Origin of the sequence: Streptomyces sp. P9-2 (genome assembly GCF_051903975.1) — a bacterium.
Taxonomy (GTDB): Bacteria; Actinomycetota; Actinomycetes; order Streptomycetales; family Streptomycetaceae; genus Streptomyces; species Streptomyces cellulosae.
Map to the genome: position 1 here is coordinate 4,636,445 of NZ_CP192633.1, position 13,690 is coordinate 4,650,134.

A 13,690-nucleotide genomic window follows, 5' to 3' on the forward strand; every position below is an offset into this window, starting at 1 on the left:
CGCACGGTCGCTACGCCACGACCCGCACGGTCCCTACGCCACGACCCGCACGGTCCCTATGCCACGACCCGCACCGTCTCCAGGTCCGGGTCCGTCGGATCCGGCAGGTACATCCCCGCCTCCAGCCCCGTCCGCAGGTAGCGCAGCACCGGCTCGCTCAGCCGCTCGCCCGGCAGCACCGCCGGGATCCCCGGCGGGTACGGAGTGATCATCTCCGCGGCGACCCGTCCCTCGGCCTTCTCCACCGGCACGTCCTCGGCCGCCCCGAAGAACGCGTCCCGCGGCAGCATCGCCTGCTCCATCCGCAGCTCGCCCGGCTCCGGCACCGCGACCTGAGGACCCCCGCGCAGCCCGGGCGCCGCCCGCCCCAGCTCGCGCAGCGCCGACAGCAGCTCCCCGGCGGTCTCCCGGTCGTCCCCGTGCGTGATCTGCGCGCCGATCCGGCGGTGGTCGACCAGGTGGGCGTCGACCGCGCGGTGCTCGCGCAGCCAGTCCGCCGCCCGGTAGCCGGTGATGCCCAGGTCCTGGATGTCGATCACGCACGGCAGCGGGTCGAAGTCGTCGGCGAGACCCGGCCCGCAGTAGTCGTCGCGGCCGTCCACGTGCATCCCGTCGATCTCCTCGATCGCCGCCCGCACCTCGCCCGCCAGCTCCAGGGCCGACCCCATCAGCTCCTCGCCGCGCAGCGCCATCTGCCGACGCCAGCCGTCCAGACCCGCGAAGATCAGCACCGAGGGGCTGGTCGTGCCGAGCAGATCGGCGCGCGTGCCCAGCAGCGCCGGCGGCACCAGGTCCCCCTGCAGATGGAACACCGAGCCCTGCTCCAGCCCGCTGCCCATCTTGTGGATGCTGGTCACGCAGATGTCCGCGCCCGCGTCCATCGCCCACGACGGCAGCTCCGGATGGAACGGCAGATGCGCGCCCCACGCCTCGTCCACGATCAGCGGGCGCGAGCGCCGGTGGCACACCTCGGCGATGTCCCGCAGCGCCGCCGCCGCGCCGTACGGCGTCGGACTGGTCACCAGGGCGCCCCGCGCGTCCGGATGCGCGTCGAAGGCAGCCTCGAACTCCGCGGCCGACGGCGGGTGCGCCACATGCCGTTCCGCGTCCCACCGCGGCTCCACCCACACCGGTTCGACACCGGACAGGATCAGCCCCGACACCACCGACTTGTGGGCGTCCCGGCCGATCAGCAGCTTCTCGTGCGGGCCCGCGACCGACAGCATCGCCGCCTTCACCGACAGGGAGCTGCCGCACGTGCTGAAGAAGGTGTGGTCGGCGTGCACCGCGTCGGCCATCAGCTTCTGCGCCGACTGCAGCACCCGGCCCCGGGTCAGCCGGTCGTCCAGGCCGCCCGTCGCCAGCACGTCGCCGAGGAAGACGGCGTCCCCGAGGATCTCGCGCACCGCCGGATCCGCTCCCCGCGCCTGCTTGTGGCCCGGGGGCGTGAACCCCAGCCGTCCGCTGCGGTGGTACTCCTCCAGCGCTTCCAGGACCGGTGCCCGGTGGTGATCGGCAGTCATGCGTGACCGGGTGCCCGAAGCCTCCGTCGCCAATCCACGCGCCCTTCGAGGCGGCCCGGTCAGCCCGGTGCCGCGTGCTTGCCCGGCGTGAGGATCTCGTCCAGCACCCTCAGCACCACCCCGTAGGCCACCGTGCGGATCTCGGCGTCCCGCGCCTCCGCGGCGTCCCCCGGACCCTCCCGGCCCAGCCGCTCGCCCCGGGCCCGCCAGGCCCGCTCCTCCTGTGCCGCGCAGGCCCGCGCCCGCTGGATGCGCCGCAGCAGTTCGTCCGAGTCCACCACATCGGTCATGCGCCCCGGGTACCCGCGGTGGGCGTGCGATCACGGGGCAGGCGGGAAACGGCCCGGGAGGTTTGCCGGAACCGTGACAGGTGAGCCGAAAAGGGAGGTCCGAGGCAAAACCACCTACCGCCGTCCCCGACCCAGGGAGTCACCCCATGAGCGAGGAGCACCTCACCGAACCCGATGTCCGGCCGCCCGGCGACCGGCCCGCCGGGCAGCCGTGCCCGTCCCGGCCCGCCGAGGTGCGCGAGGCCGTGCTGCGGGCGGTGACCGAACGCTGCCTCACCACCCGCACGCCCTGCGACACCGAGGCGCTGGCCGACGCGCTGCTCGTCGCCTCCGAACTCACCACCAACGCGATCCTGCACGGCGGGGGAGTCACCGGGTTCGAGGTCGACGTGGACGGCCCCGGCGTGCTGCTGTCCGTCAGCGACCGCAGCGACGCCCTGCCCGTCGCCGTGCCCGCCGTCGACGACCAGGGCCGGCGCCGCCCCGGCGGCCACGGCTGGCCCATCGTGTGCCGGCTGGCCCGCGACGTCCGGGTGTCCGACCTGCCCGCCGGCGGCAAGCGGATCACCGCCCTCGTCTCCCTGGTCTGACCCGCCCCGGGCGCCTGCCCGGGCCCCCGGCGCACTCCGCGGCAATTTCCGCGAAGAAGTGGAGTTTGTTCTACCGGACCGGGGGCAATCGGAGGTTCGTGCTTCGGACCGGAGGCGCGCCGACGGGAGTGGTACGACCGCTCCGGGACTCGGATTCCTCCGTGCGTCCCGCGACGACCACCCCGCGGTAGATCCCTGAAACCACCGTTCGGGAGCTGAACCGCATGCTCATTGAATCGTCCGCACCACGTCCCGGCTCCTCCGGAACGACCGCCGCCACGACCCGTCGGCGGCACGACGACGCCCCCGACACCACGACGCTCTTCGCCCGGCTGGCGACCCTCGAGGACGGACCCGAGCGGGACGCCGTCCGCGACGAACTCGTCACCGCCTGGCTGCCCATGGCCCACCGGATCGCCGGCCGCTTCCGCGACCGCGGCGAGTCCATCGAGGACCTGCGCCAGGTCGCGGCCCTCGGCCTGGTCAAGGCCATCGACCGGTTCGACCCGAGCCGCGGGGCCTTCGAGAGCTACGCCGTCCCCACCATCACCGGCGAGGTCAAGCGGCACTTCCGCGACCGCATGTGGGCGCTGCGCGTGCCCCGCCGGATCCAGGAGCTGCGCAACAAGGTGCGCGTCGCCCGCCGCGAGCTCACCCAGAACCCCGGCAGCCCCGAGCCGTCCGTCGCGGACATCGCCGCGCACACCGGGCTGACCGAGGAGGAGGTGTCCGCCGGCATGGAGGCGCTGGAGAGCTTCAGCACCCTGTCCCTGGACGCCGAACTCTCCTCCGACGACGACGGCTACAGCCTCGCCGACACCCTCGGCGCCTCCGACTCCTCCTACGACGTGGTGGTCGACCGCGAGTCGGCCAAGGAGGGGCTGCGGCGCCTGCCGGAGCGGGAGCGGGCCATCCTCTACATGCGCTTCTTCGAGGACATGACCCAGAGCCGGATCGCCGACCGGCTGGGCATCTCCCAGATGCACGTCTCCCGCCTGATCAGCCGCAGCTGCGCGCGTGTGCGGGCCGACGTGCTGGGCCAGCGCTCGGCCCGCGGCGGCGGCCGCCCCACCGCCTGAGCTTCACCCGTGACCCCCCGCACCGTCCGCCAAGGAAAGCGAGTCCCATGCTGAAGCCCCACCCCGCCGAGCTGCGCCGCCTCGTCGAGGAGTACGAGACCCTGACGGCGACCCCCGCGACCGCTGCCCCCGAGTCGCGGATCGCCGACCTGGCCTACACCCTGTGCGTGACGACCGGTACCCGGGACGTGGGCAGGGCGCTCGCCACGGCGCGCGCCTGGCTGACGCAGGACGGACGCGACACTGCGGCGGCCGCACCGGCCGCCGTGTGACCCGACGCAGGAAGGGAACCCGAGGCCCATGAGCGAATCCGAGTTCACCCCGGAGAACCGCCCCGTGGACGTGTATCTCGACCTGCTGCGGGTGCGGATGGACACGGAGGACTACCGGCTTCTGCTCCGTCTGGTGGAGCCGGTCCTCGAGGCCATCGACGAGCACCGCCTCTCGGGCCTCGACCTCGCGCTGGACGGCGGGGACGAGGAACTGCCCCAGGAGGTCCGCGACGAGGCCGCCCTGGTCATCGCCACGGCGGTCACCGGCCGCCTGGACAACGAGGTGGTCGAGCTCGACGTCGACGACGACAGCGGGCCGGTGCGGGTGGTCACCGACGCGGAGACCGCGGCGGATCCCTCCCGGCTGGGCGAGATCGCCGGCATCATCCGCGACCGCCACCGCCAGAACGAGGAACTACGAGGCATCGCCGAGGCCAGCGGCCTCCCCACGGACTTCTGAACCCCCTCCCTCCCCCTCACCGCCGGGGCCCCGGATCCACGGACCGGGGCCCCGGCGCACGTCCAGGGGTGCGGGGAACTGCGCGACCGGCCCCCACGCCGCCGCACCCCTGTAGCCGCGGCTGTGCTCAGGATCTCACCGGAGGCCCAGTTCCCCAGGGGCGCGGGGAACTGCGCGAACACCCCCCCCGGGGCCGCACCCGCCCCGGGGGCTCAGCCACGACGGGGGCGCGAGAACTGCGCGACCGGCCCCCACGCCGCCGCGCCCCTGTAGCCGCGGCTGTGCTCAGGATCTCACCGGAGGCCCAGTTCCCCAGGGGCGCGGGGAACTGCGCGACCAGCCCCCACATCGCCGCAGCCGCCCTGGGGGGCTCAGCCACGACGGGGGCGCGGGAACTGCGCGACCGGCCCCCACTCCGCCGCGCCCCTGTAGCCGCGGCTGTGCTCAGGATCTCACCGGAGGCCCAGTTCCCCAGGGGCGCGGGGAACTGCGCGACCAGCCCCCACATCGCCGCAGCCGCCCTGGGGGGCTCAGCCACGACGGGGGCGCGGGAACTGCGCGACCGGCACCCACTCCGCCGCACCCGCCCCGCCCGGCGCGACCCGAGCTCATGGGCGGAATCTCAGTGTTCCGGTGCCTTCACCGGAACGTCCAGCGGCCGCGCCAACCCCACCACCGCCTCGTCCAGGCGTTCCAGATGGCGCAGGACGCGCCCGGTGATGCGGCCGTAGCGGGACGCGTCGTCGTCGGCCAGGAGCGACGCGATGCTCGGGCCCGTCTCGACGGGAGCCGTGACCTCGTCGTCGGCGACACGGGCCGCGATCGTGCGGATGTTGCGGACCGTGCGGCCCGCCGCACCCCGCAGGCGGGGGTCCGCAGCGATGGACGGGTGCGTCGGCAGCAGTTCCGCCGTCGCGGCCAGCGAGCGCGCGTGGTACGCGCAGGTCTCCAGCAGCGCCACCACGTACCGCGCGGTGGTGCGCCGTGCCCGCAGCGGCGTCACCGGGTGCGTCAGCGGCTTGGTGGCCGACCGCAGGTCGCCCAGCGCCTGGTCCAGCTCCCGCGCCTTGTCCAGCAGCTCGTCCGCCGGCCCGCCGCTCAGCTGCGTCACGGCGGCCTCGGTGACGTCCGACAGCCGCTCCAGCACCGTCACGAGCAGCTCGTTGGTGCGCCGATCGGTCCGCACCGGCAGCACCAGCGCCGCCGCGACCACCCCGCACACCGCGCCCAGCGCCGTCTCCTCCACCCGCAGCACCAGCACCTCCCAGCTGTAGGTGTGCAGCAGGGTGTACAGCAGCCCCAGCATCGCCGTGACGAAGAACGACATCAGGGTGTACGACAGAGGCGCCGTGTAGAACATGGCGAAGATCAGCACCAGCACCAGCACGAACGCCAGCACCGTGTTCCCGCCGACCAGACCGGCCAGCAGGATCCCGGCGACCACCCCGAACACCGTGCCGAGCAGCCGCCGGTAGCCCTTGACCAGGATCTCCCCGGTGGACGCGGTGTTGATGAAGACGATCCAGCAGGTCAGCACCGCCCAGTACCAGCGGTCCGTGGACAGCAGCTCCCCGCCGACGATGGCCAGCGTCGAGCCGACGGCCACCTGCACGGCCGCCCGCGTGGTGGGCCGCTGCAGCCCCTTCGGCTCCTCGGCCTCCTCCGCCTCCTCGGCGTCGATCGCGGCGTCCTCGGCGTCCAGCTCCTCCCGCGACCTGGCCGTCGCGGGACTGTCGTCCGACTCGTCCTGCGGCCCGTCCAGGGCGATCCGCAGCCCCATCACCGCGCGGGCCGCCTCGCCGATGCCCCGGAACACGTCCCGCACCGGCGCGGAGGCGGCCGGGAGGTTCTCCTCGTCCCGGTAGCCGAGCAGCCGGTTGCGCACCTGGGCCACGCCCGCTCCGGACGTGTCCCTCCGCAGCACCAGCGCGCGCAGCGCCCGCAGATCGCGGCGGAGCAGCGCGGTCGCCTCCTCGGGGCCGGGCAGCCGCCCCACCTCCGGCGCGGGCGCGCCGGGCAGATGCAGCGTCAGGGTGTCCGCCCGCTCGGCACTACGGGCCGACAGCAGCAGCAGTCCCAGCCGCTCGGCGGCGATCTCCGCGTCGGCGACGCGCCGCTGCACCAGGCGCGCGGTCGGCTCGTCGGGGGTGCCCTCCTCCAGCCGGCTCTGGATCATCAGCGCCGTCTCGTGCAGCCGGGCGGTGCGCTCCCGCACCTCCTCCAGCGCCTTGTCGACCTCGTCCGGCCCCGCGTCCAGCAGCGCGATGTGCGCCGACACCAGCCGCGCCAGCCGCACGCGGAACGCCTGCCGCAGCCGCGCCAGCAGCCCGGTCGGCGTCACCGGCACGACGGCGAACCGCACCAGGGCGCTGCAGGCGAACCCGACCGTCGTCACCGCCCACAGCGCGGGAAGCTGATCGGGCTTCGCGCCCACGAACAGGGACACGAAGTACATCTGGAAGCCGATCAGCCCCAGCGTCATCCCACGGTCGCCGAACCGCCGGCCGTACACCGCGCAGAAGATCAGCAGGACGGCGAAGACGTCCCCGACGACCACCCGTTCGCTCAGCAGCGCGCCCGCCGACACCGACGCCAGCGCCACCGGCAGCCCCAGCGCCAGCGTGACCGCCTGCGCCCCGCGCTTCCGCTCCCGGACGGCGAAGGTGGCGGCCATCGACGTCATCGCGCCCGCCACCAGATGGGTGATGTCCGCGCCGGTCGGGGCCAGCACGGCCAGGGTCAGCGCGATCGCCCCCACCGTGCGCAGCCCGGCGGTCAGCCGCAGCAGCCCGGGGTCGGACGCCGCCAGGTGGTCGCGCAGCCGTGTGCCCGACCGCCGTACCGCCGCCCTCACGCCCGCGCACGCTCCCCCGTCGTCACCGCTTCGTCCGTCGTCCCGGCCTCCGTGTGCCGGGTCACCGAGCCGCCCGGCCCGCTTCCTCGACGTGCGCCCGCACCTGCTCCGGTGTCAGGTAGGCGTCCAGGTACTCGAAGTCGCGCAGGTTGCCCGGCCGGTGCGCCTGGAAGCCGGTGCGGACGAAGTCGTCGCCGGCGACCGCGTTGAGCAGCCAGTTGGTCATCACACGGGTCTTGGCCACCCCGGTGCGCAGCGCCGACCAGTGGTAGCCGCGGGCCACCACCTGGGCGGGCAGGCCGTGCAGCTCGTACCCGAGCGGCTTGGACACCGCGTCCTTGCCGCCGAGGTCCACCACGAGCCCCAGGTCCTGGTGCATGTACGGCCGGGTCTGCCTGCCCCGCAAGGAGGCGATGACGTTCTCCGCGACGTGCCGGCCCTGCCGCAGCGCGTGCTGAGCGGTCGGCGGGCACACTGCGTCGTCGCCCTTGGCCAGGTCCGGCACCGCGGCCGAGTCGCCGAGCGCGAACACCCCGTCGTACCCCGGCAGCCGCATGTCCGCGTTCACCGCGAGCCGGCCCCGTACGGTCTCCGCGTCGAGCGTGCCGATCAGCGGGCTGGCCACCACGCCCGCCGTCCAGATCAGCGTGCGCGTGGGCACCACCCGGCCGTCGGTGAAGGTGACCTCCTCGGCGCCCGCCTTGGCGATGGACACGCCCAGCGAGATCTCGATGCCGCGCCGGGTGAGGATCTCCTGCGCGCTGCGCCCCAGCTTCTCGCCCAGCTCGGGCATCAGCTTGGGCGCGATGTCGATCAGGTGCCACTTGATCAGGCCGGGGTCGAGGCGCGGGTAGCGCTCGACGGCGGCGTGCGTCAGCCGCTGGAGGCAGGCCGCGGTCTCGGTGCCGGCGTAGCCGCCGCCGACCACCACGAACTGCAGCCGCGAGGCGCGCTCCGCCGGGTCGCTGCAGGCGTCCGCCAGGTCCAGCTGGGAGATCACGTGGTCGCGCAGATAGGCGGCCTCGGCCAGCGACTTCAGCCCGAAGGCGTGGTCCGTCAGGCCCGGGATGTCGAAGGTGCGGGTGACGCTGCCGGGCGCCAGCACGATGTAGTCGTACGGCTCGTCGACGGTCTCCCCGGCGATGGTGCGGATGACGCACACCTTCGCCCGCAGGTCCACGCCGATCGCGCCACCCGGGATGATCCGGGTCCGGTACTTCTCGCTGCGCCGCAGGGAGATCGCGATCGACTGGGGGGTCAGCACTCCGGAGGCGACCTGGGGGAGCAGCGGCAGATACAGCTGGTAGGACATCGGCGTCACCAGCGTCAGCTCCGCCTCGCCCGGAGTGAGCCTGCGCTCCAGCCGCCGCACGCACTCCACACCGGCGAAACCGGCGCCCACCACGAGGATCCTGGGTCGTGTCACGATGTCCATCCCTTCGTGCGGCTTCAGGCGGTCCGCCTCGAACGTCGATGCCTGACGCGTGCCCCTGTTCAGCTCCACGATGCCCGCCCCGGCCCCGGACCGCACCGGGAACCGTCGCGCCGGGGGACCCGCCCCGTCCTCAGCCCCGCAGGTGACAGAGCAGCAGGCACACGTCGTCGTCGCGCTCCGAGTCGCTGAGAAGGGGCTGCAGCACGCGGTCCGCCGCGTCCTCCAGGTCTGTGTCCAGCTCCGCGCGGTCGAACGAGGCGAGGGCCGAGCCGAGGCGCTCGATGCCCGGGTCGATGCCCTGGGAGCGCCGCTCCACCAGGCCGTCGGTGTAAAGGGCCAGCGTCGAGCCGGGCGCCAGCCGCTCGGTGTGGTCGGGGATGTCCTGGCTCAGCGGTATGCCGAGCATCGCGCCCGGCTTGGCGTCCAGCGTGCGCACCTCGCCGTCCGGCAGCCTCAGTACCGGCGGCGGATGGCCCGCCGCGGCCCAGGTGAGGGTGCGGTCGTCCGGGTGGAAGCGGGCGATGACGGCCGTCGCGAACAGGTCCGGCTGGAGATGGCGCAGATAGCCGTGCAGCCGGGTCAGCAGCCGTCCGGGGCTGTCGCCGTCCACGGCGTAGGCGCGCAGCGCGGTGCGCAGCTGGCTCATCATCACCGCCGCGTGCAGCCCGTGCCCGGTCACGTCGCCGATGACGGTGACCAGGCTGCCGTCCCGCTGCAGGAACGCGTCGTACCAGTCGCCGCCGATGTTCAGCCCGTGCGTGGCGGGCAGATAGCGCGCGGCCAGCCCCACGCCCGGGGCCGACGGCAGCTCCGTCAGCAGGGCCCGCTGCAGCGTCTCCGCGATGTCCCGGTTGTGTTCGAACCGGCGCGCGTTGTCCAGGGCGATCCCGGCCCGCCGGGCCAGCTCGATCAGCATCACCGCGTCGTCCGGGTCCCACCGCTCGCCCTGCGGCGACAGCGTCAGCACGCCCAGCGGAGCCCGGCGCGGCGTCAGCAGCGGCACGCACAGCAGCGGCCGGTCCGGGGCCAGCGCGGACGGCGGCCGGTCCTCCACGCCCGGCAGGTTGCCGGGATGGTCGGCGGCGTACTGCGGGCGCCCGGTGCGGGCCGCCTGCACCGCCGCGCCCGGATGGTCGGCGGGCAGCGGGCGGCCGTCCTCGTGGTCGAACAGCCAGACGTCGACGCCGTCGGCGTACCGCGGCACCAGCAGCTCCGGCAGCCGCCGCAGGATCTCGTCGTGGTTCAGCGACGCGGTCAGCGCCGCGCTGGCGTCCGCGAGGAACGTCAGCCGCCGCCGCGCGTTCTCCGCCTCGGTACGCGCCCGGCGTTCCGCGGCGAACGCCTCCCGCTGCGCCCTGCCCGCCGCGTCGAGCTCGGCGTGCAGCGCCAGGACGCCCTGGTTGGTCTGGTGCAGCTCCTCCCGGTGGAAGGCGACCAGATCCTCCTGCGCGGCCAGCTCCTCCAGCACCAGCGAGGTGTCCTCGTCGGCCCCGAGCAGCCCCTCGGACAGCGCGGCCGTCTCCTCCGGCACCGGGCACGGGTCGGACAGCCGGCCGGGGTCGGGGCAGGGCACGGACGTCGTCCACGGGGTGCGCTCCCCGGCGGCGCCGTCCGGGGCCGGGACGAGCACCACGTGCAGCTCGCCGGGACCGCCCCCGGTCCCCTCGCTGCTTTCCACGGTCAGCAGCCATGTGCCGCCCTTGGTGAGGCACTGCCGCAGCTGCCCGCTCAGCGCGGCGGCCAGCCGGGTCCGGGTCACGGTGGGCACCCCGCACGCGGCGGCCAGACGCGCCACGGAGATCCGGGCGCGGGCCGCGTCGGTGACGGTCGCGATGCGCCAGGCACGCGTCATGAAGAAGCCTCCGGGACGTTGGCGAGCACGGCCACGGCGGTGTCGTCCCGTACCGGACGGGCCGCGCTGCCCGCGTCGCGGACCGCCACGGCGGCCGTCACGGCCGGGTCGGCCGGGGGCACGCCGGTGTCCGCGGGCGGCGTCCAGCGCGACGACAGCCCGTCCGTGTGCAGAATCAGCAGGCTCTCCGGGGTCCAGGCCACCTCGTCCTCGCGCACCGTGCGCGGCCGGTGCGCGCCGACGATCCCCGGCCGGGACAGCAGCGTCCGCCAGCGTCCGCCGTCCCGCAGCCGCGCGGTCACGTTGCCGATGCCCGCGAAGCGCAGCCGTCCGGTCCAGGTGTCCAGCTGGACCGCGGCGACCGCCGCACCGCGGGTCCCGGACAGCGCTGTGTGCAGCCGCTGGAGCAGCTCGGAGGGCGGCAGCCGGGCGCAGTGCCGCAGCTCCTCCATGGCGGCGTCGGAGGCGCGGGCGGCCTCCGCGCCGTGCCCGAGGCCGTCCGCCAGCATCAGCGTCACCCGGTCGCCGGACCGCACCCACGACCAGGCGTCCCCGGACAGCTCCGCGCCCGCGAACGGCACGTTGATCCCGCCCGCGCGCACCCCGAGGGAGCGCGACGGGTCCTCCTCGGGCACGAGCCCCGCCGTGGCGGGCCCGACCCGGGCCACCGCGACCGTGCCCCGGCCCACCACGCTGTGCAGGCCGAACGCGTCGGCGATCCGCCGGCACGTCCCGAGGCCCGCGCCGAGCGAGCCGCCGGTGGTGAACCCGTCCTCGAACGCCCCGGCCACGTCGGCGATGCCCGGTCCGTGGTCGAGGGCGGTGATCTGCACGGCCCGTCCTGGCCGTCCCTCCGGCAGCACGGCGGGGTCGACCACGTCGACGACCACCTCGCCCGCCTTCGCGTGCTTCAGCAGGTTGGTCGCCAGTTCGGTGGCCACCAGCGAGCACGCGGCCCGGCGCTGCTCGTCCAGCCCGGCGCGGCCCGCGGCCTCCTCGGCCGCCACCCTGACGTCGCGCACCCGGGTCGCGTCGTGCACCGGCACATGCCACACGCGCGGCATCACACGCCCCCGCGCGGCCGGACCGGCCGGGACACCCAGGAGGTGACCCGCACGGTGGTGCCCGCACCCGGGGTGCTGTCCACCTCGAAGTCGTGCACCAGGCGCCGCGACCCGCCCAGACCCATGCCCAGTCCGTCGCCCGAGGTGTAGCCGTCGCTGAGGGCCCGGTCGAGGTCCGGGATGCCGGGGCCCTCGTCCGAGAAGGTCAGCCGCAGCCCGGGCGTGCCGTCGGCGGCGGTGACGCGTGTCGTCTCCAGCACGCCGCCCCCGCCGTGCACCAGCGTGTTGCGGGCCAGCTCGCTGGCGGCCGTCACCAGCTTCGTCTGGTCCACCAGACCGAAGCCGACGCGGGTGGCGGCCTGCCGCACGTGCTGACGCACCCACGCGAGGTCCATGTCCGACCGGATGGGCAGCCGCGCCTCCACATCCGCGGCGGTGTCCATCACGGTCTCCCCTCGCCGCCGCGCCGGTTCGCCACGACGGGCTGCGACAGCAGCGCCAGAGCCGCCTCCGTGTTCAGGGCCGTACGCAGCTCCGGGAACGTCAGGCCCAGCTCCACCAGCGTGATGGCGACCGCGGGACGCATGCCCGCCACCACGGTCCGCGCGGCCAGCAGCTCGGTCTGCGCCGCCGTCTCGGCCAGCACCCGGCCGAGGAAGGAGTCGACGATCTCCACGCCGGAGATGTCGATCACCACCCCGGTGACCCGGCTGGCGACGATCGTCTCGGCCAGGTCCTGCTGAAGCTGGGACGCCATGCCGTCGTGCAGATCGCCCTGGAGGGTGACCAGCAGGACGTCCCCGAGCCGCAGCACCGGCACATGGCCCGCGGCCGGACGGGCGAAGTGTTCGCTCACCGCAGGACCGCACCCTCGGCCGGGGCGTTCACGATGTTCGCGCCCAGCTCGTTCAGGCAGTACCCGAGCGCGTCGGCGAGGCTCGCGCGGGTCTTGACCGTGCCGAGGTCGAGGCCGAGGTGGACGATGGTCTGCGCGATCGCCGGGCGGATGCCGGAGACGACGCACTCGGCGCCCATCAGCCGGGCGGCGGCGACCGTCTTCATCAGGTGCTGCGCGACCAGCGAGTCGACCGTCGGCACCCCTGTGATGTCGAGGATCGCGAACCGGGCGTGCTGGTCGACGACCGCGTTCAGCAGCGTCTCCATCACCACCTGGCTGCGGGCGCTGTCCAGCGTCCCGATCAGCGGGACCGCCACGATCCCGTCCCACAGCTTGATCACCGGTGTCGCCACCTCCAGCAGCTGGAGCCGCTGCCGGTCGATCAGGGCCTGGTTCTCGCTGAGCGCGGTCTGCATGGTGACCAGCCGCAGCGTGCCCATCAGCACGCTCAGCGCGGTCGCGCACTCCCGCCGCCGCTCGGGGTCCTCCTGGGCCAGATCGGCCACCAGGAGGTTCTCCACCGGCGGCAGCAGCGCGGCCAGCTCGCTGGAGACCTGGGTGGTGGACAACCCCGCGCGGGAGCGGGCCGCCCCCATCCGGGCGAGCTGCTCGCGCACCCCGGTGAACCCCGCGGCGTCCGGGTCCTCGATCCGCTGCGCGTCGGCCACCTGGGCCAGCGCGTCCACGATCACCCGGCCCGCGTCCACCGCCTCGTCGCGCGAGACGGTGAACACCGTACGGAACAGGGGCTCGTCGGCCCATCGCTGGGCGATCTGCTCCCGTCGCCGCCGCAGGAACTCCCCGACCTCCCGGGCGGGGCTCACCTGGGTCGCGTCCGCTTCGTGCTCCGGCACCTGTCTGCTCTCCTCCTCGTCGTCACAAAGCGCCCGGACCCGTGACGGGGCCGGGCGGGCGGGGCGGTCCCGCTCAGGCCTCGGGCTCGGCCGGGGCCGCCTGCGGGTGGTCGACGCGCTCCAGCGCCTCGTCGACGCTCTCCGACACGGGCACGGTGATGCTGACGCCCGTCAGATCGAGGATCCGGCGCACCGCGGGGGTGGGCGAGATGATGTGCACGCTCCCCGGCAGCTCCCGCGCCTCCTGGTAGACGCGCAGGATGATGTTCATGCCGGAGGAGTCCATGAACGGCACCGCCGACAGGTCCAGCAGGAAGTGCCGGCGGCCGTGGTGCAGCTGGTTCGCCAGATGGTGCTGGAACTCGGTCGCGGTGTCGACGTCCAAGTAGCCCTCGACGGTCACGAGGGCCACGTCCTCACGAGGAAGTGTCACCTCGACGGACAATGGGTCCTGGGCAATGGGCACGAGTACCTCCAACAAGGTGATCAAGCTCTTCGTCGCGCAGCCGCGCGTACCCC

Annotated in this window: 14 protein-coding genes; 4 read left to right on the forward strand and 10 right to left on the reverse strand. The window is 74.3% G+C overall.

What is annotated here, in order from left to right; all coding sequences use genetic code 11:
• Window positions 1-56: 56 nt before the first annotated feature.
• Window positions 57-1,523 (reverse strand): aminotransferase class I/II-fold pyridoxal phosphate-dependent enzyme, encoded by a 1,467-nt coding sequence (locus ACQY0Z_RS21385; protein ID WP_254585555.1) that lies wholly within the window; start codon window positions 1,521-1,523, stop codon window positions 57-59.
• A gap of 59 nt (window positions 1,524-1,582) precedes the next feature.
• Entirely contained in the window at window positions 1,583-1,813 is a 231-nt protein-coding gene (locus ACQY0Z_RS21390) for a hypothetical protein (RefSeq protein WP_189901899.1), read from the reverse strand.
• Window positions 1,814-1,959: 146 nt separating this feature from the next.
• Between ACQY0Z_RS21390 and ACQY0Z_RS21395 the strand changes: the two genes are divergently transcribed.
• From ACQY0Z_RS21395 to ACQY0Z_RS21410, 4 genes are all read left to right on the forward strand, one after another.
• A complete protein-coding gene (locus tag ACQY0Z_RS21395; RefSeq protein WP_189901897.1) occupies window positions 1,960-2,403 on the forward strand; it encodes an ATP-binding protein in 444 nt (147 codons plus the stop codon).
• A 224-nt stretch (window positions 2,404-2,627) separates the two neighbouring features.
• Window positions 2,628-3,482, forward strand: coding sequence for a SigB/SigF/SigG family RNA polymerase sigma factor (locus ACQY0Z_RS21400; RefSeq protein ID WP_189901895.1), 855 nt, complete (start codon window positions 2,628-2,630; stop codon window positions 3,480-3,482).
• Window positions 3,483-3,529: 47 nt separating this feature from the next.
• Complete coding sequence (locus ACQY0Z_RS21405; RefSeq protein WP_189901893.1) at window positions 3,530-3,754, forward strand: DUF5133 domain-containing protein; 225 nt, start codon at window positions 3,530-3,532, stop codon at window positions 3,752-3,754.
• Window positions 3,755-3,782: 28 nt separating this feature from the next.
• Window positions 3,783-4,214, forward strand: a complete 432-nt coding sequence (locus tag ACQY0Z_RS21410) for a hypothetical protein (RefSeq protein ID WP_189901891.1) — start codon at window positions 3,783-3,785, stop codon at window positions 4,212-4,214.
• Window positions 4,215-4,836: 622 nt separating this feature from the next.
• Here ACQY0Z_RS21410 and ACQY0Z_RS21415 read toward each other — a convergent pair.
• From ACQY0Z_RS21415 to ACQY0Z_RS21450, 8 genes are all read right to left on the reverse strand, one after another.
• Window positions 4,837-7,068 (reverse strand): FUSC family protein, encoded by a 2,232-nt coding sequence (locus ACQY0Z_RS21415; RefSeq protein WP_189901890.1) that lies wholly within the window; start codon window positions 7,066-7,068, stop codon window positions 4,837-4,839.
• Between the two features lie 61 nt (window positions 7,069-7,129).
• A complete protein-coding gene (locus tag ACQY0Z_RS21420) occupies window positions 7,130-8,503 on the reverse strand; it encodes an FAD-dependent oxidoreductase (protein ID WP_189902153.1) in 1,374 nt (457 codons plus the stop codon).
• A 130-nt stretch (window positions 8,504-8,633) separates the two neighbouring features.
• The gene (locus ACQY0Z_RS21425; protein ID WP_189901888.1) at window positions 8,634-10,355 is read right to left on the reverse strand and encodes a PP2C family protein-serine/threonine phosphatase; all 1,722 of its coding nucleotides are present in this window, start codon (window positions 10,353-10,355) and stop codon (window positions 8,634-8,636) included.
• Window positions 10,352-11,419 carry a SpoIIE family protein phosphatase gene (locus tag ACQY0Z_RS21430; RefSeq protein ID WP_439812678.1) on the reverse strand — a complete coding sequence of 356 codons (1,068 nt, stop codon included), beginning with the start codon at window positions 11,417-11,419 and terminating at the stop codon, window positions 10,352-10,354. Before ACQY0Z_RS21430 ends, ACQY0Z_RS21425 begins: the two co-directional genes overlap by 4 nt.
• Complete coding sequence (locus ACQY0Z_RS21435) at window positions 11,419-11,862, reverse strand: anti-sigma regulatory factor (protein ID WP_381726707.1); 444 nt, start codon at window positions 11,860-11,862, stop codon at window positions 11,419-11,421. Before ACQY0Z_RS21435 ends, ACQY0Z_RS21430 begins: the two co-directional genes overlap by 1 nt.
• Window positions 11,862-12,275: an STAS domain-containing protein gene (locus ACQY0Z_RS21440; RefSeq protein ID WP_189901882.1), complete on the reverse strand. Its 414-nt coding sequence runs from the start codon at window positions 12,273-12,275 to the stop codon at window positions 11,862-11,864. Before ACQY0Z_RS21440 ends, ACQY0Z_RS21435 begins: the two co-directional genes overlap by 1 nt.
• Window positions 12,272-13,171: an STAS domain-containing protein gene (locus ACQY0Z_RS21445; protein WP_189901880.1), complete on the reverse strand. Its 900-nt coding sequence runs from the start codon at window positions 13,169-13,171 to the stop codon at window positions 12,272-12,274. Before ACQY0Z_RS21445 ends, ACQY0Z_RS21440 begins: the two co-directional genes overlap by 4 nt.
• Window positions 13,172-13,244: 73 nt before the next feature.
• Complete coding sequence (locus ACQY0Z_RS21450; protein ID WP_026244112.1) at window positions 13,245-13,637, reverse strand: STAS domain-containing protein; 393 nt, start codon at window positions 13,635-13,637, stop codon at window positions 13,245-13,247.
• Window positions 13,638-13,690: the final 53 nt, after the last annotated feature.

Bases quoted from the DNA above. Each gene is read 5' to 3' on its own strand.
- ACQY0Z_RS21420 (WP_189902153.1), bottom strand. From the start codon at position 8,503: ATGGACATCGTGACACGACCCAGGATCCTCGTGGTGGGCGCCGGTTTC.
- ACQY0Z_RS21390 (WP_189901899.1), bottom strand. From the start codon at position 1,813: ATGACCGATGTGGTGGACTCGGACGAACTGCTGCGGCGCATCCAGCGG.
- ACQY0Z_RS21410 (WP_189901891.1), top strand. From the start codon at position 3,783: ATGAGCGAATCCGAGTTCACCCCGGAGAACCGCCCCGTGGACGTGTAT.
- ACQY0Z_RS21425 (WP_189901888.1), bottom strand. From the start codon at position 10,355: ATGACGCGTGCCTGGCGCATCGCGACCGTCACCGACGCGGCCCGCGCC.
- ACQY0Z_RS21435 (WP_381726707.1), bottom strand. From the start codon at position 11,862: ATGGACACCGCCGCGGATGTGGAGGCGCGGCTGCCCATCCGGTCGGAC.
- ACQY0Z_RS21395 (WP_189901897.1), top strand. From the start codon at position 1,960: ATGAGCGAGGAGCACCTCACCGAACCCGATGTCCGGCCGCCCGGCGAC.
- ACQY0Z_RS21385 (WP_254585555.1), bottom strand. From the start codon at position 1,523: ATGACTGCCGATCACCACCGGGCACCGGTCCTGGAAGCGCTGGAGGAG.
- ACQY0Z_RS21430 (WP_439812678.1), bottom strand. From the start codon at position 11,419: ATGCCGCGCGTGTGGCATGTGCCGGTGCACGACGCGACCCGGGTGCGC.
- ACQY0Z_RS21405 (WP_189901893.1), top strand. From the start codon at position 3,530: ATGCTGAAGCCCCACCCCGCCGAGCTGCGCCGCCTCGTCGAGGAGTAC.
- ACQY0Z_RS21400 (WP_189901895.1), top strand. From the start codon at position 2,628: ATGCTCATTGAATCGTCCGCACCACGTCCCGGCTCCTCCGGAACGACC.